Annotated in this window: 18 protein-coding genes; 11 read left to right on the top strand and 7 right to left on the bottom strand. The window is 59.9% G+C overall.

What is annotated here, in order from left to right; genetic code table 11:
* Positions 1-29: 29 nt before the first annotated feature.
* Positions 30-659: a LysE family translocator gene (locus BMZ10_RS20440; RefSeq protein ID WP_093466458.1), complete on the bottom strand. Its 630-nt coding sequence runs from the start codon at positions 657-659 to the stop codon at positions 30-32.
* A 133-nt stretch (positions 660-792) separates the two neighbouring features.
* Here BMZ10_RS20440 and BMZ10_RS20435 point away from each other — a divergent pair, with 133 nt between their 5' ends.
* The gene (locus BMZ10_RS20435; protein ID WP_093466456.1) at positions 793-1,284 is read left to right on the top strand and encodes an Lrp/AsnC family transcriptional regulator; all 492 of its coding nucleotides are present in this window, start codon (positions 793-795) and stop codon (positions 1,282-1,284) included.
* A gap of 61 nt (positions 1,285-1,345) precedes the next feature.
* On the opposite strand, the gene lpdA is transcribed toward BMZ10_RS20435, so the two are convergent.
* Positions 1,346-2,746: a dihydrolipoyl dehydrogenase gene (gene lpdA / locus BMZ10_RS20430; RefSeq protein WP_093466453.1), complete on the bottom strand. Its 1,401-nt coding sequence runs from the start codon at positions 2,744-2,746 to the stop codon at positions 1,346-1,348.
* 217 nt (positions 2,747-2,963) lie between these two features.
* Positions 2,964-3,572: a hypothetical protein gene (locus tag BMZ10_RS20425; protein WP_093466450.1), complete on the bottom strand. Its 609-nt coding sequence runs from the start codon at positions 3,570-3,572 to the stop codon at positions 2,964-2,966.
* A 280-nt stretch (positions 3,573-3,852) separates the two neighbouring features.
* Between BMZ10_RS20425 and hflK the strand changes: the two genes are divergently transcribed.
* The 5 genes from hflK to cfaB all read left to right on the top strand — a co-directional run bounded on the left by hflK (position 3,853) and on the right by cfaB (position 11,325).
* Positions 3,853-5,817 carry a protease modulator HflK gene (hflK, locus tag BMZ10_RS20420; RefSeq protein ID WP_093466447.1) on the top strand — a complete coding sequence of 655 codons (1,965 nt, stop codon included), beginning with the start codon at positions 3,853-3,855 and terminating at the stop codon, positions 5,815-5,817.
* An 11-nt stretch (positions 5,818-5,828) separates the two neighbouring features.
* Positions 5,829-6,854 carry a protease modulator HflC gene (gene hflC, locus BMZ10_RS20415; protein WP_093466444.1) on the top strand — a complete coding sequence of 342 codons (1,026 nt, stop codon included), beginning with the start codon at positions 5,829-5,831 and terminating at the stop codon, positions 6,852-6,854.
* The gene (locus tag BMZ10_RS20410; RefSeq protein WP_093466441.1) at positions 6,851-7,918 is read left to right on the top strand and encodes an SPFH domain-containing protein; all 1,068 of its coding nucleotides are present in this window, start codon (positions 6,851-6,853) and stop codon (positions 7,916-7,918) included. Before hflC ends, BMZ10_RS20410 begins: the two co-directional genes overlap by 4 nt.
* Positions 7,915-9,858: a cation-translocating P-type ATPase gene (locus BMZ10_RS20405; protein WP_093466438.1), complete on the top strand. Its 1,944-nt coding sequence runs from the start codon at positions 7,915-7,917 to the stop codon at positions 9,856-9,858. Before BMZ10_RS20410 ends, BMZ10_RS20405 begins: the two co-directional genes overlap by 4 nt.
* A 282-nt stretch (positions 9,859-10,140) precedes the next feature.
* Positions 10,141-11,325: a C17 cyclopropane fatty acid synthase CfaB gene (gene cfaB, locus BMZ10_RS20400; RefSeq protein ID WP_093466435.1), complete on the top strand. Its 1,185-nt coding sequence runs from the start codon at positions 10,141-10,143 to the stop codon at positions 11,323-11,325.
* 123 nt (positions 11,326-11,448) lie between these two features.
* Here the strand turns inward: cfaB and cls are convergent, their stop codons facing one another.
* Entirely contained in the window at positions 11,449-12,888 is a 1,440-nt protein-coding gene (gene cls, locus BMZ10_RS20395) for a cardiolipin synthase (RefSeq protein ID WP_093466432.1), read from the bottom strand.
* Positions 12,889-13,060: 172 nt separating this feature from the next.
* Here cls and BMZ10_RS20390 point away from each other — a divergent pair, with 172 nt between their 5' ends.
* Positions 13,061-13,582 (top strand): DUF3617 domain-containing protein, encoded by a 522-nt coding sequence (locus BMZ10_RS20390; protein ID WP_093466429.1) that lies wholly within the window; start codon positions 13,061-13,063, stop codon positions 13,580-13,582.
* A gap of 240 nt (positions 13,583-13,822) precedes the next feature.
* Positions 13,823-15,064, top strand: coding sequence for an N-acetylmuramoyl-L-alanine amidase (locus BMZ10_RS20385; RefSeq protein WP_093466427.1), 1,242 nt, complete (start codon positions 13,823-13,825; stop codon positions 15,062-15,064).
* 35 nt (positions 15,065-15,099) lie between these two features.
* On the opposite strand, the gene BMZ10_RS20380 is transcribed toward BMZ10_RS20385, so the two are convergent.
* Positions 15,100-15,501, bottom strand: coding sequence for a glutamine synthetase (locus BMZ10_RS20380; protein ID WP_093466424.1), 402 nt, complete (start codon positions 15,499-15,501; stop codon positions 15,100-15,102).
* 87 nt (positions 15,502-15,588) lie between these two features.
* On the opposite strand from BMZ10_RS20380, the gene zigA reads away from it, so the two are divergent.
* A complete protein-coding gene (gene zigA, locus BMZ10_RS20375) occupies positions 15,589-16,791 on the top strand; it encodes a zinc metallochaperone GTPase ZigA (protein ID WP_177182173.1) in 1,203 nt (400 codons plus the stop codon).
* 37 nt (positions 16,792-16,828) lie between these two features.
* Here the strand turns inward: zigA and BMZ10_RS20370 are convergent, their stop codons facing one another.
* Positions 16,829-17,200: an NADH:ubiquinone oxidoreductase gene (locus BMZ10_RS20370; RefSeq protein WP_093466418.1), complete on the bottom strand. Its 372-nt coding sequence runs from the start codon at positions 17,198-17,200 to the stop codon at positions 16,829-16,831.
* A gap of 53 nt (positions 17,201-17,253) precedes the next feature.
* Here BMZ10_RS20370 and BMZ10_RS20365 point away from each other — a divergent pair, with 53 nt between their 5' ends.
* Entirely contained in the window at positions 17,254-18,216 is a 963-nt protein-coding gene (locus BMZ10_RS20365; RefSeq protein WP_093466415.1) for a CobW family GTP-binding protein, read from the top strand.
* A 20-nt stretch (positions 18,217-18,236) separates the two neighbouring features.
* Here the strand turns inward: BMZ10_RS20365 and BMZ10_RS20360 are convergent, their stop codons facing one another.
* Positions 18,237-18,629, bottom strand: a complete 393-nt coding sequence (locus tag BMZ10_RS20360) for a DUF3301 domain-containing protein (protein WP_093466412.1) — start codon at positions 18,627-18,629, stop codon at positions 18,237-18,239.
* Positions 18,630-18,762: 133 nt separating this feature from the next.
* On the opposite strand from BMZ10_RS20360, the gene pdxY reads away from it, so the two are divergent.
* The gene (gene pdxY / locus BMZ10_RS20355; protein ID WP_093466409.1) at positions 18,763-19,629 is read left to right on the top strand and encodes a pyridoxal kinase PdxY; all 867 of its coding nucleotides are present in this window, start codon (positions 18,763-18,765) and stop codon (positions 19,627-19,629) included.
* Positions 19,630-19,694: the final 65 nt, after the last annotated feature.

The raw sequence follows: 19,694 nt of genomic DNA, 5'->3' as shown, positions 1-19,694 counted from the left end.
GTGTCTTCAGAGTGTTACGAGTTAGGTGTTCATGCCTGCTGGATGAGCGCCAGGCGCACAGCGAAGCCAATCAGCAGGCTGCCAAAAAGCCATTGCTGGACGCGTTGTGCAGCATGACTGCGAGCCAGCCAGCGACCCAGCCAACCGCCCGTCATGGCGTAAACGCTGTCGAATGCCAGCCCGAGCGTCACCAGAATCACGCCTAACTTCAAAAACTGACCCATCACCGAGCCATCCTGCAGATCGATGAATTGCGGCAGCAGCACGGAGCAGAACAGCAGCGCTTTCGGATTGAGCAAGTTGGTGAACAGGCCACGCAGAATTGCGGTTCCCCATGAAATCCCGAGTTCACTCGAAACGCCCGGGACGGATGAATCCGTTGAACCGGCGCGGAACATTTTCAAGCCCAGCCAGAGTAGATAACCAGCGCCCATGACGCGCACCACTTCGAACGTCCAGGGCGAGACTTTGAACAGTGTCGCAAGACCCGAGGCCGCCAGCGCAACGTGAAGTCCCCGCGCAATGGCGAGGCCAACGGCAGTCGCCAGCGCCTTGCCTCGACCCTGCCGTGCGCCGGTTTGTAGCAGCAGAATCATGTCCGGACCCGGCAGAAGCAAGACCATCGACAGGGCAACAATGAACAAGGCGATGCCTTCCATGTTTCAGCTCCAGAGCGAAAGTGATGGAAGAAATTCTACGGCCGAAGGGTGAAGCAGGTGCTTGCGTCTTCAACTACAAAAGCGATAACTATTGGCATGTCCTGCCACTTTCAGCTTGCAAAAGGTACCGCTTATGCCAACTTCACTCACTTCGCGTCTCGATGCTTATGATCGGCGCATTCTGACCGCACTGCAGCGGGATGGTCGTTTGACGAATGTCCAATTGGCCGATGAAATCGGACTTTCGGCATCGCCATGTCTGCGAAGGGTCCGCAATCTGGAAGAGGCGGGCGTGATCCGCGGCTATCAGGCAACGCTCGATGCCGAGGCGTTGGGATTGGGGCTCACGGTGTTCGTCGGGGTGAAAGTCGATCGCCATCACGAAGATGAAGCGCAGAAATTTCACCAGGCGGTGTCGACACTGCCTGAGGTGATTTCGGCCTATCTGGTGTCAGGAGAGTCGGATTTTTTACTGCACGTTGTCGTACCGGACCTGCGTGGCTACGACCAGTTTTTGAGCGACACGCTGCTGAAAATGCCAAGCGTCAGGGATATCCGCAGCAGCTTCGCCATCCGCACGCTCAAGGCGCAAGGGCCTTTGCCGCTGGGGCATTTGCCGGTTTGAGCGCCGCACTCCTGCAGGCGTGAGCACGCTCACGCCTCAGTTCATTTCAGGGCATCGGAAACTACGCCTGCGTCGTGTGGCCACCAGCACCCATCGCTGCCTGACGTAAGGCCTCCGAACGCGTCGGGTGAGGGTGGCAGGTCAGGGCGATGTCCTCGGCGGAAGCGGCAAACTCCATCGCAACGCAGTATTCGGCGATCATCTCGCTGACACTCGGGCCTACCAGATGAACACCAAGGATTTCGTCGGTCTTTTCATCGGCCAGTACCTTGGCGAAACCGTCGGTCTCGTGATTGACCTTCGCCCGGCTGTTGGCGCTGAAAGGAAATTTTCCTACCTTGTATGCGCGGCCTTCTTCCTTCAACTGCTCCTCTGTCTTGCCCACGCTCGCCAGTTCCGGCCAGGTGTAAATCACGTTGGGGATGAGGTTGTAATTGAGTTCGCCCTTCTTGCCGACGATACGTTCGACGCACACTCCCGCTTCGTCCTCGGCTTTGTGCGCGAGCATCGGCCCGGACGTCACGTCGCCGATCACCCAAATGCCGTCCACGGCCGTGCGATGACCTTTGTTGGCCAGCACCCCTCGTTTGTCGACTTCCAGGCCGACTGTTTCCAGGCCCAGCCCCTTCGTAACAGGCCGACGGCCGATGGAGACCAGCACGTAATCCGCTTCGATGACTTCTGCTTCGCCACCGGCTGCAGGTTCCACGGTCAGACTGACACCCGCATCGCTGGCGACGGCGGAAGTGACTTTCGAGCTGAGCTTAAAATTCATGCCCTGACGCGACAGTGAGCGATGCAGCGTTTTGCCGGCTTCCAGGTCCGATCCATGTGCCACGTGGTCGAGGAACTCCACGACAGTGACTTTGGCGCCGAGCCTGCGCCAGACCGAGCCCAGTTCCAGACCAATGACGCCTGCGCCAATCACTACCAAATGCTTCGGTACTTCGCTCAACGACAGCGCGCCGGTCGAGTCGAGGATGCGCTTGTTGTCGATGGTCACACCTGGCAGCGGCGTCGGCTCAGAGCCGGTAGCGATGATGATGTCCTTGGCGGTGAGTTCGGTCTCGCTGCCACTGGCGTCGGTGACGATGACTTTGCCGGGGCCAGCGAGACGCCCCCAGCCTTTTATCCATTCGGCTTTGTACTTGCGAAACAGAAATTCGATGCCCTTGGTCAGGCCGGTCACGCTCTCGGCTTTCTGCGCCATCATCTGCCCCAGATTCAGAGTGGGCGTGACCTCGATTCCCAGCTTTTTAAATTCATCTCCGGTGGCGGCTTCATACAGTTCCGAAGCGTGAAGCAGCGACTTGGAAGGGATACATCCGACGTTCAGGCAGGTACCACCCAGTGTTTCCCTGCCCTCCACGCACGCGACTTTCAGACCTTTCTGACCTGCATGAATGGCCGCGTTGTAGCCGCCTGGGCCGCCGCCAATGATGACCACATCGTAATTACTCATGAAGCGCACTCCTGGAGAGAAAATCGACAATGGAGGGAAGCGTAGACCGCTCTTCGGAAAAGTCCCGGAAGACCGGAATTGGCAATATTATGATCATAATATTCTCTGTTCGGCAAACGGTGCCGTATGCAGTGGCTGCAAATGAACCCTGTGGATAAATTGTTAGCAGTGTGTATGCAAGATCATTGAACAGAGCAGTGAGGTGCCGATTCGCCATTTATGAGGTAGGCGCCGGCGGCGTGACTTCATGCAGCGCGTGACGGATCCGTCTGCCGATCGTTATCACCAGCAACACGGCCATAACGGCCAGCACGATATTGATTGCGGCCGTGGGCAGGTACCCAAGCGCCAGAGTGGTCCCGAACACGGCGAATATCAGCAGTCGAATGCTGCCAGGCAGAGGCCCCTCCCGACGCCGTGAAGCCTTGACAAGGGGACCGAGCAAGCCAGCGAACTCACTCAGGATCGACAGCCATGCCACGAGCAGGACCAGCAGCAGACTGATCTTGGGCACCACTGAAAACGGCAGTGCCAGAGCCGTTTCAGCCACCACGCGGCTCAGTTCGCGGGCGCAGGTGGCTGCCCTGGATGATTGGCCGAACTCACTCACCAGCTGTGTTTCGATGACGCCGAAAATCATGCGGATGACGATCCAGATCGGGATTAACGCGAAGATCCATAGGTGAAAGGCGAACGCTGCCACGAGCGCGCCCACGGCCACTGAAATCAGTCCGGCGCAGAGCGTGACATGCACGGCGCGGACACCGTCGTCGAACAACATTCTGGCCAGCGGATGCAGCCATTTCTGCAGCGTGGCGGTTGTCATCGCAGGTCTGCTCCCTGTGGATAACTTTGTGGCAGCTTAGTGCAGATTTCCGAGGATTTCTGCGTGACTGATGGCACTTTGAATCTTGTAGTCAAAGGGCACCTGTCTGCTTGCTGTCCGCCGCTGAAATTTGAGGGCTAACCCGGGTAATCAGGACGAAAATTTCACGATTTTTGTTATATCGTAACGCCCCTATTCAAGTGTATCGGCGTGTTTCATCAATGCAGCATGGGTGGCAGGACAGTAATGACAACAGCGGTTAGCGGTTTATGGAGTATCGATGCGGGTTGATCTTGATAACGAGGACGTATCGCCTGTCAGTCTGCCGCGATTTCAGCGCGCTGCTTTCCATGGCAAACGGCTTTCTCGTCTGACGCTGATCCTTGGCGCCATGGGCATGCTGGGCCTGGTAGTGTCGCTGTTCGTTGATCTTTTTTCCCCCGATTCTCTGTGGACTGCCGTCATCACCAACAGCGCCGCGAGCCTGCTGGTGCTTGCATCTGCGCTGCAGTCGGCAGAAGTGGTCAGCCTCTGGCGCGCCCGGGTCATCTCGCCTGAGCAGTCGCCGGAAGGTCCGCAGGACGGATTGCTTGAAGGCCCGGAGCCGGGTTGGTACGACCGGTTGCTGGGACGCATCAGCGAGTCGGGTACTTCAATGATCGGGCAGATCGGCTTGCCGGTTTTCTGGCTGGCCGGTTGGACGTTGCTGGCCCTCATCAGCATCCTGATGGTCTGGAATTTCTCGCTGGTCGGCAGCAATGTCGGCCTGGTGGGGAATGTGGTCGGCGGGCTGTTGCTGCTCATCGGCTTCGGGCTGCTGGTGATCGAGCGTCAGCTCAGCAACGAGGCAAAGGCCAGTTGGCCCGAGGCAGAGCAACTGGGGCAGATCACGCGAATGGCTATTGGCACGCTCCTGATCGCAGCGTTCTGCCTGTTTTTCGCCTCGGCTGATCGCGTCTGGCCGACTCGCCTGGCGGTGTTGATCGGCGTGCTGCCTGGGCTGGTTGCGGTCGAACTGTTGCTGCGCGCGCTGCTGTCGATTTTCAGTCCGCGCAACGAACGCATGGAGCCTCGGTTTGTCGCGCACAGCTTCGTGGCAGGGTTGCTGCGCTGGCCGCCGCAACCACTGACCGCGCTGCAGGACGAACTGCACAACCGTTTCGGCATCGACTTGCGGCAGATCTGGGCGTTTACCTACATGCGCCGGGCCTTCCTGCCGGTGTTTGGCGTCATCCTCGCGCTGGGTTGGGCGTTGAGCGGCGTGCACGAGATACCGATGCAGGGCAGGGGCATCTATGAACGCTTTGGCAAACCCGTGGAAGTCATGGGGCCAGGCCTTCACGCTGGGCTGCCCTGGCCCTTCGGGACAGTGCTGCCAGTAGAAAACGGCGTGGTTCATGAATTGGCGACCAGCACTGAAGGCGGCGCAACGACGCAGACGCTTAATCCGGCCGAAGGTCCGCCTCCGGCCATTGCCAATCGTTTATGGGACGCCACCCACATCAACGACAAATCTCAGGTGATCGCCAGCGGCTCCGGGGACAAGCAGAGCTTTCAGATCGTTAACATGGACGTGCGCTTCGTCTACCGCATCGGTTTGACCGATCAGGCAGCCCTGGCGGCGACCTACAACAGTGCCGATATTCCAAGCCTGATTCGCAGCACTGCCAGCCGGGTGCTGGTGCATGATTTCGCTTCCCGGACGCTCGACGAGTTGCTGGGTGAGCAGCGAACCGATCTGTCCGCCGACATCGGCGACGCCGTACAGCGCGATCTGAAAAAGCTCGACAGCGGCGTGGAAATTCTTGCGACAGTCGTGGAGTCCATTCACCCGCCCGCCGGAGCGGCCAATGCTTATCACGCTGTCCAGGCCGCCCAGATCAGTGCTCAGGCATTGATTTCCCGCGAGCGCGGCGCCGCTGCCGATCAGGCTAATCTGGCGCAGTTGCATGCCAGCGTCGCTCACGATCAAGCGGCTGCCAGTTCTCGCGAGGTCATGGCCACCGCGCAAAGTGCAGACTTGCGCTTCAGCGCGGAACAGCAAGGTTATGCCAAGGCCGGCCAGGCGTTTCTGCTCGAGCAGTACCTGAGTCAGCTCACTCAAGGCCTGACCCACGCCAAAGTGCTTGTCCTCGACCACCGCCTCGGTGGCAGCAGTGCCCCCACCATCGATTTGCGTACCTTCACTCTCCCGGCCGACCCAGCGGCGTCGCCTAAAGCGATTGACCAGCCACTGGCTGAATAAGGAGTCGTCCCTTGAGTCTGTTTCATTCCCACGATCATCACGACCATGCCGGTCATAGCCACGGCGGTCATCACCATGGCCATCATCACGACGACGCGTCCAGCCCGGTCGGATTCCCCTGGCGCCGTGCTGCGCTGGCGGCGGTGCTCATTGCCTTTGCCGTTGCGGCCGCCAGCCTGGTGCAGGTGCGCTCGGGGGAGGCAACCGTTGTCACGCGCTTTGGCAATCCCGCGCGGGTGTTGCTCGATCCTGGCCTGAGCTGGCGCTGGCCTGCGCCGTTCGAAGCGGCGATCCCGGTCGATCTGCGTCTGCGCACGACCTCAAGCGGTCTTCAGGACGTCGGCACGCGGGACGGGTTGCGCATCATCGTTCAGGCGTATGTCGCCTGGCAGGTCCAGGGTGATCCGGACAACGTGAAGCGCTTCATGCGTGCCGTGCAAAATCAACCTGACGAAGCGGCGCGGCAGATCCGCACCTTCGTCGGCTCGGCTCTTGAAACGACGGCCGCCAGCTTCGATCTGTCCAGCCTCATCAACACCGATTCCAGTGAGGTGCGCATCGCCGATTTCGAGAACCAGCTGCGCCAGCAGATCGATAAGCAGTTGCTGACGACCTATGGTGTGCGCGTCCTGCAGGTGGGGGTCGAGCGCCTGACACTGCCCTCTGTGACCCTCAATGCAACCGTCGACCGTATGCGCGCCGAACGTGAAACCATCGCCACCGAACGTACGGCGATCGGCAAGCGCGAGGCGGCGCAGATCCGCTCGGCAGCCGAGCGCGACGCTCGTATCGTCGAGGCTGACGCGACCGTCAAAGCTGCGGACATCGAGGCGCAGTCCCGTGTTGAGGCCGCGCAGATTTATGGCCGCGCGTACGCAGGTTCGCCACAGCTCTATAATCTGCTGCGCTCGCTGGACACGCTGGGAACGGTGGTTGGACCGAGCACCAAGTTGATTCTGCGCACCGATGCCGCGCCTTTCAGAGTGCTGGTCGACGGCCCGCCGACCCTGGACGGCAAGGCTGGAACGCAACCATGAGTGAGCAGGACTCGGTGCAGATCGATCGTCCGGTGGTCAACAGCCCTTGGCTGCAAGCCAGCCGGTTGGCTTTTCTGGGGTTGTACGTGGTGACACTGCTGGCGGCGCTCGGCTGGGCGGTTTCCAACGTCAGGCAAATCGATCCCCAGAACCGCGCCGTGGTGTTTCGTTTTGGCGAACTGGATCGTGTGCAGAATGCCGGATTGTTGCTGGCCTGGCCGCAACCCTTCGAACAAGTGGTGCTGCTGCCGTCGGCAGATCGGGTGATCGAACGTCACGTGGAAACGCTGTTGCGTTCGCCCACTGCGCTGGCCGCCGACAAAGTCACCAGTTTCGCGACGCCGATGAGCGACGCGCTGGCAGGCTCCGGCTATTTGCTGACCGGAGATGCCGGTGTCGTGCAACTGGATGTCACCGCTTATTACAGGGTCACCGACCCTCGGGCGTATGTGCTTCAGGGCGAGCATGTGCTGCCGGCGCTGGACCGTCTGGTCAATCGCAGTGCGGTCAGCCTCACGGCTGCGCGGGATCTGGACACCATCCTGGTCGCGCGGCCCGAGCTGGTGGGCTCCGACAGTCAGTCCGCCGAACGCCGTGAGCGTCTGCGCGGCGATCTCGTTCAGGGCATCAACGCGCGTCTGAGCGACCTGACTCAAACCGGCGCAGGGCTGGGCGTGGAGATCGTGCGGGTGGACGTGCAATCCAGCCTGCCTGCCGCTGCCGTCAATGCGTTCAATGCAGTCCTGACCGCCAGCCAGCAAGCCGATCAGGCGGTCGCGAACGCTCGCACCGACGCCGAAAAGCTCAAGCAGACGGCGAACCAGCAGGCTGACCGCACGTTGCAAGTGGCGCATGCACAGGCATCGGAGCGACTGGCCAAAGCCCAGACCGACACCGCGACGGTCACCGGGCTGGCGCAATCGATCCAGAACAAGAGCGATCCAGGCCTGCTGCTGCGCATTTATCGCGAGCGTGTTCCGGGCATTCTCAGGCAGGCAGGTTCGGTGACCACAGTCGATCCCCATGACGATTCACGCCTGATCATTCAGGGAGCTGACAAATGAGTGGCGAAGCCGTTCACACACACGACCATACCCACGACGATGCGCCTGCTCAGGCAAGCATGCTCACGCGCAGCGAACAGCGCAGCGCCGCTCGCCAGTTGACCCTCGCGATGCTGGCGCTCGGTTTGCTTGCGCTGGGGCTGGTGTGGCGCTTTTTCGCGCCTGAGCAAGTGGGCGTCAGCCAGCTGCTGCTTGGCGCCGCATCGCTGCTCGTCGCCATTCCCGTCGTCAGCGCCGGCTGGCATAGCCTGCGTTATCCGAGTCTGCATGGCATTACTGATCAACTGATTGCTCTGGCCATGCTTGGCGCCTGGGCGACTGGCGATCTGATGACCGCGGCACTGCTGCCGATCATCATGATTTTCGGCCACGTCCTCGAAGAGCGCAGCGTGATTGGTTCACAGGAAGCGATCCAGGCGTTGGGAAAACTGACCCGCAGTCACGCGCGTCTGATTGCGGCCGATGGCTCGATTCGTGAGGTCGACAACGGATCGCTGGTGGCAGGTGATCGGGTGGAGGTGCGAGCCGGTGATCGTGTGCCCGCCGACGGCCTGGTGATCTCCGGTCAGGCGAGCCTCGACACTGCGCCTATCACTGGCGAGTCGGTGCCGCTGGAGGCGCGCGCGGGGATCGAGGTGTTCGGCGGAGCGATCAACCTCGATGGTCTGCTGCGGATCGAAGTGACGCGCATCGGCAATGAGTCCACGCTGGGCAAGGTCATTGCGCTGATGCAGAGCGCCGAGCGCTCGAAGCCACCGATCACCCGGCTGCTGGAGCGCTATGCAGGCAGTTACATGGTGTTGGTTTTGCTCATCGCGGCTGTCACCTGGTTCATCACCAATAATGCGCAAGCGATGCTGGCGGTGCTGGTGGCGGCGTGCCCGTGCGCGCTGGTGCTGTCGGCGCCCGCCACGGCGATTGCCGGCATTGCAGTGGCCGCGCGACACGGCATTCTGATACGCAGCTCGGCGTTTCTCGAAGAACTGGCCGACCTCACGTCATTGGTGGTCGACAAGACCGGCACGCTGACCTACGGCAGCTTGCGCCTGCAATCGGTTCAGGCCGAGGAGGGCGCCGATGACGATCTGACCGCGCTGGCAGCGAGCCTCGGATCGGCAAGCAGCCATCCCGTCAGCCGGGCGCTTGCCGGGTTGGTCGAGAAGGATCGGTTACTGGCGCTTGAAGACATTCGCGAGCGGCAGGGGCTGGGTGTCGTAGCGCGGACCCCGCGTGGCGAGGCGGCGCTGGGGCGGCCCGAGCTGTTCGCACAGTTGGGTATCGTCACCTCGCCAGTGCCCAGCCACGACGGTCCGATTGCAGGCCTTGCGGTCAACGGCGTGTTCCAGGCGTGGTTGCTGTTGGCTGACAGCCTCAAGCCCGAAGCTCGTCAGGCCTTGAGCGAGCTGCGTGAGCTGGGCATGGGACGTCAATTGCTGCTGACCGGCGACCGCCAGAGCGTCGCCGACAGCCTCGGCCGCGAGGTCGGTATCGGTGATATCCATGCTCAGGCGCTGCCTGAAGACAAACTCAACCGCGTCATGGGTGAGATCAAAAGCGGTTTTCGGCCGATGGTGGTCGGTGACGGCATTAACGACTCCCTCGCCTTGAAGGCCGGGGTCGTTGGCGTGGCCATGGGCGCAGGCGGTGCCGATATCGCGCTGGCGTCCGCCGATATCGTGCTGATCGGCAGCGACCTGCGTCGCCTCGGTACGTGCGTCCGCCTGAGCCGTCAGTGTCGGCAGACGCTGCAGGTCAACGTCATCATCGGCCTGGGCTGGACGCTCGCCATCGTCGCCTTGGCTGCATTCGGCGTTCTGGGTGCTGCCGGCGCCATGATTGCGGCTGTGCTGCATAACCTCAGCACGCTGCTCGTTCTGGGCAATGCCGGCCGTTTGTTGCGTTTCCATGAGCCCATCGGAAAATTTCACAATCCCTCGTAAGCCTTGAAACCCGGCGCTTACGCTGAGAGCGGCGGGTTAGAGGTGCCGGCTAAGTATAAAAATTCGCTTGAGCTTTGAAGGACTCTGTAACAAATTAAGATTCAGTCATGAAGAGGGTGCTCCATCGCAGGCTTCAAATTGGCTCGAATTCCGGGGAGCAGCGCAGTACCCGTTTCAGATTCGTGATCTTCATTTGCAGTAAGCCGATTGCCTGACGGTTCCTACTCTGGAGCCGGTTTTGGACTACCCTTTTCCGTGTTTCTGGATCAGGGGGATTTCTCAATGCTCGCGCAACTTCCACCGGCGTTACAGAAGCTTCATCTACCACTGCGGCTCAAGCTTTGGGATGGCAACGAAGTCGAATTGGGGGCCGACCCCAGCGTCACGATTGTCGTCAAGGATCCCTCGCTGGTGTCCGATTTCACTCACCCAAGCCTGGACCTTCTGGGCAGCGCGTTCGTTGAAGGGCGGCTTGAGCTCGAAGGCTCGATCAGCGAAGTCATGCGGGTCTGCGACGAGTTGACTGCCGCGCTGGTGGACGAGGACGACGACGTCGCGCCGGTCCGGACCGAGCACGACAAAGAAACCGACGCCAAGTCCATCTCCTACCACTACGACCTTTCCAACGATTTCTACCAGCTATGGCTGGACAAGGAGATGGTCTATTCCTGCGCCTACTTCAAGACCGGCAACGAGACGCTTGAGCAGGCGCAACAGGATAAATTTCATCATCTGTGCCGCAAGCTGCGTTTGAAGCCGGGCGAATATCTGCTGGACGTCGGCTGTGGCTGGGGCGGTCTTGCGCGCTTTGCGGCGCGTGAATACGGCGTCAAAGCGTTCGGCATCACCTTGAGCCGCGAGCAACTGGCGCTGGCGCAGGAGCGGGTCAAGGCCGAAGGTCTGGAAGGTCAGGTTGAACTGCAACTGCTCGACTATCGCGATTTGCCCAAGGATGGCCGGTTCGACAAAGTCGTCAGTGTCGGTATGTTCGAGCACGTGGGCCACGCCAACCTCGACCTGTACGCCAAGTGCCTGTTCGACGCAGTGAAGGAGGGCGGCCTGGTGATGAACCATGGCATCACGGCCAAGCACACGGATGGTCGTCCTGTCGGGCGCGGCGCAGGGGATTTCATTGATCGCTACGTTTTCCCTAACGGTGAATTGCCTCATCTGTCGATGATCACCGGTTTCATCAGTGAAGCAGGACTGGAGGTGGTGGACGTGGAAAGCCTGCGTTTGCATTACGCCAGGACGCTCGATCACTGGAGCATGCGGCTGGAAGAAAAGCTCGATGTCGCTGCGGCGATGGTGCCTGAGCAGGCGCTGCGGATTTTCCGCCTGTACCTGGCCGGGTGTGCTTACGCGTTCTCCAAGGGCTGGATCAATCTGCACCAGATTCTTGCAGTCAAACCGCGCGCCGATGGCGGCCATGACCTGCCCTGGACGCGAGACGATCTTTACGCCTGATACGTCGGCCATGAGTTCAAGCGGCAGTCAGCTTCAGTCGTGAGGGGATGCACAGTCGACCGAAACGGTTCGGCTGTGCTCCGGCAACGCGGGAAGCGCTCCTGCCGCTGACCCCTCAAGCCATCAGAGAATCGGCGATATCAAGCGTGCCACGCGCATCCCCAATTGCTGCAGATGGTGAGTCTCCTTGCTTTCCTCGATCGAGATTTCGTGCGCTTGGGCGAAGTCATCGCTGAGCATCGCCTCTACCTCGCGGGCGAAATCTTCATCGACCGTCAGCAGCATCAGCTCGAAATTCAGCCGGAATGAACGATTGTCCAGGTTGGCGCTGCCGATCGCCGAGATCGCGTTGTCTACCAGCACTACTTTCTGATGCAGGAATCCTGGTTGATAACGAAACATCCGCACACCTGCTCGCACGGCTTCGAAGGCGAACAGGCTGGAAGCGGCGTACACGGTGTAATGATCGGGGCGCGAGGGCAGCAACAGGCGCACATCGACGCCTCTGAGCACTGCCAGGCGCAATGCCGCTGACACGGCCTCGTCTGGAATGAAATACGGCGTGGTGATCCACACGCGCTCCGTGGCGGCATGAATCGCCTCGACAAAGAACAGTGAACAGGTTTCCTGCGCGTCCGCCGGCCCGGTTGCAAGGAACTGGCACAGCACGCCATCCTCCGGATAGCTGTCCGGCAGTATCAGCGGCGGCAACTGGCGGGTTGCCCAGAACCAGTCTTCGGCGAACGACTCTTGCAGACATGCCACCACCGGACCGACGACCGCCACGTGGGTGTCACGCCAAGGCGCCAGCGGCGGCTTGAGGCCCAGATACTCGTCGCCCACGTTATGCCCGCCCACGAAGCCCTTCACTCCGTCCACCACGACAATCTTGCGGTGGTTGCGGAAGTTGATCTGGAATCGATTGAGCCACCCGCCGCGTGTGGCAAAGGCTTTGATCTGGACACCGCCGGCGCGAAGTTTTTCCACATACTTTGCCGGCAGCGCATGACTGCCGATCCGGTCATATAGCACGAAGATTTCAACGCCTTCTGCAGCCTTTTCCAGCAACACGGTTTGCAAACGACGTCCGAGGTCATCGTCATGAATGATGAAAAACTGTACGAACACCGCTCGTTTAGCGGCACGGATAGCGTCGAAAATCGCGGCGAAGGTCGCTTCACCGTTGATCAACAGTTTCACTTCATTGTTGGCCAGGCACGGCATGCGCCCCAACTTGGGCATCGCGCGCAAGGAGGCATAGGCGTCCGAGCGTCTGGCGGCCACCGCTTCCTCGATCCAGGGTTTCCAGTTGAAGTCGACAATGGCGTTGCGCATCTCGTTGTTCGCCTGACGACGCGCCTTGATGTACGCATCGAATGTGCTGCGGCCAAAAACCAGATACGGAATAAGCGTGATGTAGGGGATGAATATCAGCGGCATTGCCCAAGCGATCGATCCTTGAGCGGTGCGCACCGTCAATAGGGCGTGTATCGCTGCTACGATGCCCAGAAGGTGAGTGAAGCCAATCAAATAGCCAAAGAAATACGGGCTGTGATAATCCATGCGCAACCTTGAGCTTATGGCGTATTGGTGTTTAACAGACCACAGTGCGCGGGGATTGTCGCTATTTTCTTGGTGCTGCAACTGGTTATCCGATTCGTCGTCTAAAGCTCATCGTCCGACGGCTCCAATGGGCCGCGTTGAAACTGCCTCAGAGCAAAAAGGAATCCGATTCATGAAAAAGCGCGTATTGGCGTTGATGGTATGTCTGGCTGCGCCGTTCGCTCAAGCGCAGGTGCTGCAGCCGGGACTGTGGGAGCTGACCTCGAGCAACATGCAGGTCGATGGGCAACAGATGCCCGACATGCAGGTCATGCTCGCTCAGCTGCAAATGATGGCGCCGCAACAACGAGCGGCTATGGAACAAATGCTGGCAAAACAAGGGATTACGCTCGGTGGGCAAGGCGTTCGCGTTTGCTTGACTCCTGAGCAGGTGAAAAATGAGCAGATTCCCCTGACAGATCCCAAGACCGGCTGCACGCAGCAGATCACCGACAAGAATGGCCCGACCTGGAAATTCAAATTCAGCTGCCCACGTGCTCAGGGTACGGGCACTGCGCAGTTCTTGAGTGATCGCGCGTTTAACACCCACGTCGTTGGCTCTTTCAACGCTACGGGTCAACAGCAGAATGGCAGCATGGATACCAAGGCCGTCTGGCTGGGGCAAAACTGCGGCACTGTCAAACCTCGCACCTAATTATTCACACCGATCTGCGCCCCGCCAGCCGGGGCGTCTTAGCTTCTATCCCGGCCGTGTTCCACGTGGAACATCTTGTTGTTTTATCTGATGTTTTACCCGTTACTCATTGTTTGATCGGCTAAAACAGGCCCCATTTCTGTAAAAAGCTTCATCTTTGGCCTTGTCTCGGCATGTTATATTATTACTAATAATGACCTGCTTATTCGAGCCTGATGCTCACTTTGTCTGGAATGTGTCATGCATCGACGTCAAATGCTGCTCAACATGCTCTTAGCCAGCGTTGCTTGTGCGCTCCCGTTTTCAGTCAACGCAACGCAGATTCGCAGCGCACGACTCTGGCGCTCCGATAGCAAACTGCGGCTGGTCTTCGACCTGAGCGGTCCTGTGCAGTACAAGACCTTCACCCTCAGCGCGCCCGAGCGGATCATCATCGACGTCAGTGGCGCACGGCTTGAAGGCAACTTCAGTCAGCTGGCACTGGAGAACACCCCCATCAAAGCGATTCGCTCGGGCCATTTTGGTCAGGGTGACACGCGCATCGTCCTGGACCTGCAGTCGCCGGTGCAGCTCAATAGTTTTCTGTTGGGGCCAGAAGGCGCGCAGGGCAACCGTCTAGTATTGGATCTTGGAAGTGACGCGGCCGCTCATTCGCCCGTTCAACTTGCGGCTGCCGCGCCGCTGGTCAAGCAGCCATCTGCTCCCGTCGTCGACAAACAGCACCCCAAGCGCGACATCATGGTGGTGGTCGATGCGGGTCACGGCGGAAAAGATCCTGGTGCCGTGGGCTCAAAAGGCGAGCGTGAGAAAGACGTCGTGCTGTCTATCGCGCAACTGCTGGCCAAGCGATTGAAGCGCGAAAAGGGCTTTGATGTGCGGCTGGTGCGCAATGATGACTTCTTCGTGCCGCTGCGCAAACGCGTGGACATCGCCCGCAAATATAACGCCGACATGTTCATCTCCGTGCATGCGGACGCTGCACCTCGGCTCACGGCGTCGGGTGCTTCTGTATTCGCGTTGTCCGAGAATGGCGCCACCTCGGCGACGGCGCGATTCATGGCGCAGCGTGAGAACGGCGCGGACCTCATCGGGGCGAACAGCCTGTTGAACCTGAAAGACAAAGACCCGATGCTGGCGGGGGTCATCCTCGACATGTCGATGAACGCCACTATTGCTGCCAGCCTGCAACTGGGACACACCGTGCTCGGCAGTCTGGAAGGCGTCACCACGCTGCACCAGAAACGCGTGGAACAGGCCGGATTTGCCGTGCTGAAATCACCGGATGTTCCGTCCATCCTGGTTGAAACCGGATTCATCTCCAACAGCCGGGACAGCCAGCGACTGGTCACCGCACGGCATCAGCAGGCCGTTGCCGACGGCTTGTTCGAGGGCATGAAGACGTATTTCGAGCGCAATCCTCCGGCGGGGTCCTTCATCGCCTGGCGCCAGGAACAAAAGGCCGCTGAGCAAGCCATCGTCTGATCAGCGTACGGCCACGCTTCGAATTGGGCTGGTGTTCAGCGACAGCCCGTCACGCGACTGCAAGTGATCTTGCTCCGGCTGCCGCTGGAGCTTGAGACTCGGCTGACTGTGGTCCAGCCGACCTTCAGGGTGTATCCGACCCAGACTTCGCCATCCGAGGCGAGCCCGGTGAAAAACGTCATCGAGCCATAGCGGCTGTTGGTCTGCGCCCAGCGGCGCTTGGCTTCGCCTTCATAACCGCGCAAAAACATCGTTTCTCCCGACATCGCCACGCTGTAGCTGTTGTCGTAGGCATCGGCACACGCCAGCAGCGTTGCCGTGCGAGTGCACAGCGCCTGATCGAGCCGAGCCGATGGCACTGCGGCTGAAACCTGCGTGCCTGAGAGCACGGTCAATGCCGCCATCATTCCCGCCACAACACCTGAAACCCTGAGCATCGCATCAACTCAAAAAAGTATTAGCACGTTTGTATTGTTATACTATAACGTAAAAAGCGTCCCAACCTGCTATCTGATGAGATGCCCATGAATCGCCTTCCTGTAACCGTGCTGTCCGGCTTCCTGGGTGCCGGCAAAAGTACGCTGCTGAACTATGTGCTGCGCAACCGTGAAAATTTGCGCGTCGCTGTCATCGTCAATGACATGAGCGAAATCAATATCGACGGCAGCGAGGTGCAGCGCGATGTCAGCTTGAACCGGGCCGAAGAAAAGCTCGTGGAAATGAGCAACGGCTGCATCTGCTGCACCCTGCGTGAAGACTTGCTGGAAGAAGTGAGCCGGTTGGCGCGTGACGGCCGTTTCGACTACCTGCTGATTGAATCGACCGGGATTTCCGAACCGCTGCCCGTGGCCGAGACCTTCACTTTTCGAGACGAGGAGGGACGCAGTCTGGCGGACGTCGCTCGGCTCGACACCATGGTGACCGTTGTTGATGGGTTGAATTTCCTTCAGGACTATCAGGCTGCGGAAGGCTTGGCGACGCGCGGCGAAACATTGGGCGAAGAAGATGAACGTTCCATCACTGATCTATTGATTGAGCAGGTCGAGTTCGCGGATGTGATTCTGGTCAGCAAGATCGACCTGATCAGCGCCGCCGATCGGCAAGAGTTGATGGCAATCCTCAAGCGCCTCAACAGTCAGGCGCACATTCTGCCGATGGTCATGGGTGCCGTGCCGCTGGGCAGAATCCTCGACACCGGGCTGTTCGACTTCGAGCGCGCGGCACAAGCGCCAGGATGGCTGCGGGAACTGCGTGGTGAACACACGCCGGAAACTCAGGAGTACGGCATTGTATCAACGGCCTATCGCGCACGTCGACCTTTCCATCCACAGCGCTTTTTCGACTTCATCAACCAGCCGTGGACCAACGGCAGGCTGTTGCGCTCCAAGGGGTTCTTCTGGCTGGCGAGCAAGCATCAGGACGCTGGCAGCTGGTCACAGGCGGGAGGGCTGATGCGTCACGGATTTGCCGGGCGCTGGTGGCGTTTCGTGCCCAGGGCGCAGTGGCCGCAGGACGACGAAAGCACGCAAGTGATCATGCGAAGCTGGACCGCTCAAACCGGAGACTGTCGTCAGGAGCTGGTCTTCATTGGTCAGCACATCGATTTTGGTCTGCTTAAAGCGTCGCTGGATGACTGCCTGCTGACCGACGCGGAAATGAGCAGGGGCGTCGAGGGCTGGAGTGAGTTCGCCGATCCGTTCGGTGACTGGTATGGCGAGGTGGCCTGACGCCGACGGCTGCGGTGGGTCGTGTGGCAAGCGATAGTTACTGTTCTTTCCACACGCCCTTGCTCTGTTGCTCGCAAAACGGCTTGAGGAAAGCAGCGTCGCTCGCTACGCCGTAATAGTGAATGTTCTGCCGATAAGGCATATTGGCGACTTGCGCGTTGCTGCACTGGCCGAATGAGCCGGTCGGGCATTGCTGCATGTAAGTGACTTCGACTTCCTGATCCTTGAGCTGCGGTTTGCAGAAGCCATCGTGGAACAGGTCCGCCGGAATGGTCAGGTTCTCCTGACACACCTTGACGTCCAGTCGCTCGCCCTGACTGTGCACGACGCACGACTCGGAGTGCGCCTGAACTGAAACGGCTGCCAATACCACCAATGTCAGCCGCACGGGCAGCCAGTTTGCTCGCATTTTTACCTCCGTCTTCGCTCGGTTTCGTGAGCGACGTTCAACAATGGCCGGACATGCTGCAGAACATTCCCACACATGTCATTGCTGGCCCTTTGGGTGCAGGCAAGACCAGTCTGATCAGACAACTGCTGGCGCAAAAGCCTGCTGGCGAGCGCTGGGCAATCCTCATCAATGAATTCGGCCAGATCGGGCTCGACGCTGCGCTGTTGACCACCGCGCAGGATGGTATCGCACTTGGCGAAGTGGCTGGCGGGTGTCTGTGTTGCGTCAATGGCGCACCCTTCCAGATCGGCTTGGGTCGCCTTTTGCGCAAAGCCCGGCCGGATCGTCTGTTCATCGAGCCTTCCGGGCTGGGCCATCCGGTTCAACTGATGGCGCAGCTGCGGGAAGCGCCGTGGGTCGGCGTGCTGGCAATTCAGCCCAGCGTAGTGGTGCTGGACGCTCAGGCGCTGGCGAGCGGCAAGCCATTGCCACGATCCCAGCAGGAGGCGCTGAGCGACGCAGGGTTGCTCGTGCTGAATAAGTCGGCGGGACTCGCGCCTGTTCAGCGCAAGACGATCATCGACGCCTTACCGTCTCGACAGCTGCACTGGACCGAGCAGGCGTTGCTGCCCCTTGAACGACTGCCAGGCATCAACTCGCGGGCCAATGAGGGTGTGGATAACTTCGTCGCACCGAAAACCTTGGCGCAACTGCCTGCGGACTGGTCCGATCCGATGCAGCCGATCTGCTTGAGTCAGCATCAGGCCGAGGGCTGGAGCATCGGCTGGCGCTGGCATCCGGACAGGGTGTTCGACGCAGCAAAGGTCGAAACCTGGCTGCAAGGCCTTCAATGGCGCCGCGCCAAGCTGGTGATTCACAGTACGTCGGGCTGGCGGTCAAGGAATGCGCTGGAAGGGGAGGAATGGGCCTGGCGTACGACTGAGTGGCGCAAGGATTCGCGTCTTGAACTCATCTGCAGCGAACCTCACGATGCTGCGCAACTTACCGCGCAGCTCGCGGCCTGTCTGGCCTAGCGCGGCTTATCCACAGCGCGTTATTGCTTCCATTTGTTGTGTTCCTGGCGCCACTCACTGAGCTGGATGATCTCGGCCGTCGGCTTCGGATTCTTGATCTCGAAGGGGTAGGGCGCCAGTTCGATCTGCGCCGTGTGTGCGCCGAACATCGTGATCGAGCCCGGATGACGCTGTTCGCCGGTTACCGTGAACTCAAAGTTATACACCCGCGCCAGACGCTTGCGGCCGTCGTTGTCACGTTTGAACGTGATACGCCGCAGCGCGACGTTGCCGTCCAGTAACTCGATGTCCAGCTTGGCACAATGTTGTTTGACGCGTTCAAGTGCACGCTCACGCAGACCGTGGGAATGCCACAGCCAAGCGCCGGCGGTGGCCAGCAGCATCAGGACGAAAATGTTGCCCAGGGTCAGCATGCAAGAGAGCTCCAACAGAAGGTGTTCAGCTTAACTGCGTCGGGTGATCGACAGCCATACTCCGAAAGCTTAATTTCGCTTCACTTCGTCCGGCATCGCTACTACTGTGCTTTCCCGGCCTCAGGAACCTGTCATGAAACGCTCGCCTCATCTTCTCGCCATCCAGTCCCACGTAGTGTTTGGCCACGCCGGCAACAGCGCTGCGGTGTTCCCTATGCAGCGTATCGGCATCAATGTCTGGCCGCTGAATACCGTTCAGTTCTCCAACCACACTCAGTATGGTCATTGGGCAGGCGAAGTGTTGGCGCCGCAGCAGATTCCTGCGCTGGTCGAAGGCATTGCCGCGATCGGTGAGTTGGGCAACTGCGACGCCGTGCTCTCCGGTTACCTGGGCAGCGCGGCGCAGGGACGGGCTATTCTCGACGCCGTTGCCCAGATCAAGCGCGCCAATCCTCGCGCGCTGTACTTGTGCGATCCCGTCATGGGACACCCGGAGAAAGGCTGCATCGTGCCGCAGGAGGTCAGCGATTTTCTGCTCGACGAGGCCGCTGCGGTCGCCGATTTTCTCTGCCCCAACCAGTTGGAACTGGACAGTTTTTCAGGTCGCAAGCCGAGCTCCCTGCTCGACTGCCTGAGCATGGCGCGTGCGTTGCTGGCCAGAGGCCCGAGGGCGATCGTGGTGAAACATCTGGATTACCCTGGCAAACCTGCCGATGGTTTCGAGATGCTTTTGGTCACGCAGCACGAGAGCTGGCATCTGCGCCGTCCGCTGCTTGCGTTTCCACGCCAGCCGGTGGGCGTGGGCGATCTGACGTCAGGGCTGTTTCTGTCCAGGGTGCTGTTGGGAGACGACCTGCGCACTGCCTTCGAGTACACCGCGTCTGCAGTGCATGAGGTGCTGCTGGAAACCCAGGCGTGCGGCAGTTACGAGCTTGAGCTGATCAGGGCGCAGGATCGTATCGCGCATCCGCGAGTGAAGTTTGAGGCGACTCGCCTGTAACTGAGTGTGCAAAAACGTGGCGTGTCCAGCGATCGACGGGGCACCTGCGGCACGCTCGACTGAGC

Origin of the sequence: Pseudomonas sp. NFR16 (assembly GCF_900108875.1) — a bacterium.
In the GTDB taxonomy this organism is placed as follows: Bacteria; Pseudomonadota; Gammaproteobacteria; order Pseudomonadales; family Pseudomonadaceae; genus Aquipseudomonas.
This window is presented reverse-complemented; position numbering and strand designations above follow the sequence as displayed.

What these genes read in the sequence shown, in the direction of transcription:
- BMZ10_RS20380 (WP_093466424.1), bottom strand. Translation starts at nt 15,501, where the DNA reads ATGCTCAGGGTTTCAGGTGTTGTGGCGGGAATGATGGCGGCATTGACC.
- lpdA (WP_093466453.1), bottom strand. Translation starts at nt 2,746, where the DNA reads ATGAGTAATTACGATGTGGTCATCATTGGCGGCGGCCCAGGCGGCTAC.
- hflK (WP_093466447.1), top strand. Translation starts at nt 3,853, where the DNA reads ATGCGGGTTGATCTTGATAACGAGGACGTATCGCCTGTCAGTCTGCCG.
- pdxY (WP_093466409.1), top strand. Translation starts at nt 18,763, where the DNA reads ATGAAACGCTCGCCTCATCTTCTCGCCATCCAGTCCCACGTAGTGTTT.
- cls (WP_093466432.1), bottom strand. Translation starts at nt 12,888, where the DNA reads ATGGATTATCACAGCCCGTATTTCTTTGGCTATTTGATTGGCTTCACT.
- zigA (WP_177182173.1), top strand. Translation starts at nt 15,589, where the DNA reads ATGAATCGCCTTCCTGTAACCGTGCTGTCCGGCTTCCTGGGTGCCGGC.
- cfaB (WP_093466435.1), top strand. Translation starts at nt 10,141, where the DNA reads ATGCTCGCGCAACTTCCACCGGCGTTACAGAAGCTTCATCTACCACTG.
- BMZ10_RS20360 (WP_093466412.1), bottom strand. Translation starts at nt 18,629, where the DNA reads ATGCTGACCCTGGGCAACATTTTCGTCCTGATGCTGCTGGCCACCGCC.
- BMZ10_RS20385 (WP_093466427.1), top strand. Translation starts at nt 13,823, where the DNA reads ATGCATCGACGTCAAATGCTGCTCAACATGCTCTTAGCCAGCGTTGCT.
- BMZ10_RS20410 (WP_093466441.1), top strand. Translation starts at nt 6,851, where the DNA reads ATGAGTGAGCAGGACTCGGTGCAGATCGATCGTCCGGTGGTCAACAGC.
- BMZ10_RS20365 (WP_093466415.1), top strand. Translation starts at nt 17,254, where the DNA reads ATGCTGCAGAACATTCCCACACATGTCATTGCTGGCCCTTTGGGTGCA.
- BMZ10_RS20405 (WP_093466438.1), top strand. Translation starts at nt 7,915, where the DNA reads ATGAGTGGCGAAGCCGTTCACACACACGACCATACCCACGACGATGCG.
- BMZ10_RS20390 (WP_093466429.1), top strand. Translation starts at nt 13,061, where the DNA reads ATGAAAAAGCGCGTATTGGCGTTGATGGTATGTCTGGCTGCGCCGTTC.
- BMZ10_RS20425 (WP_093466450.1), bottom strand. Translation starts at nt 3,572, where the DNA reads ATGACAACCGCCACGCTGCAGAAATGGCTGCATCCGCTGGCCAGAATG.
- BMZ10_RS20440 (WP_093466458.1), bottom strand. Translation starts at nt 659, where the DNA reads ATGGAAGGCATCGCCTTGTTCATTGTTGCCCTGTCGATGGTCTTGCTT.
- BMZ10_RS20435 (WP_093466456.1), top strand. Translation starts at nt 793, where the DNA reads ATGCCAACTTCACTCACTTCGCGTCTCGATGCTTATGATCGGCGCATT.
- BMZ10_RS20370 (WP_093466418.1), bottom strand. Translation starts at nt 17,200, where the DNA reads ATGCGAGCAAACTGGCTGCCCGTGCGGCTGACATTGGTGGTATTGGCA.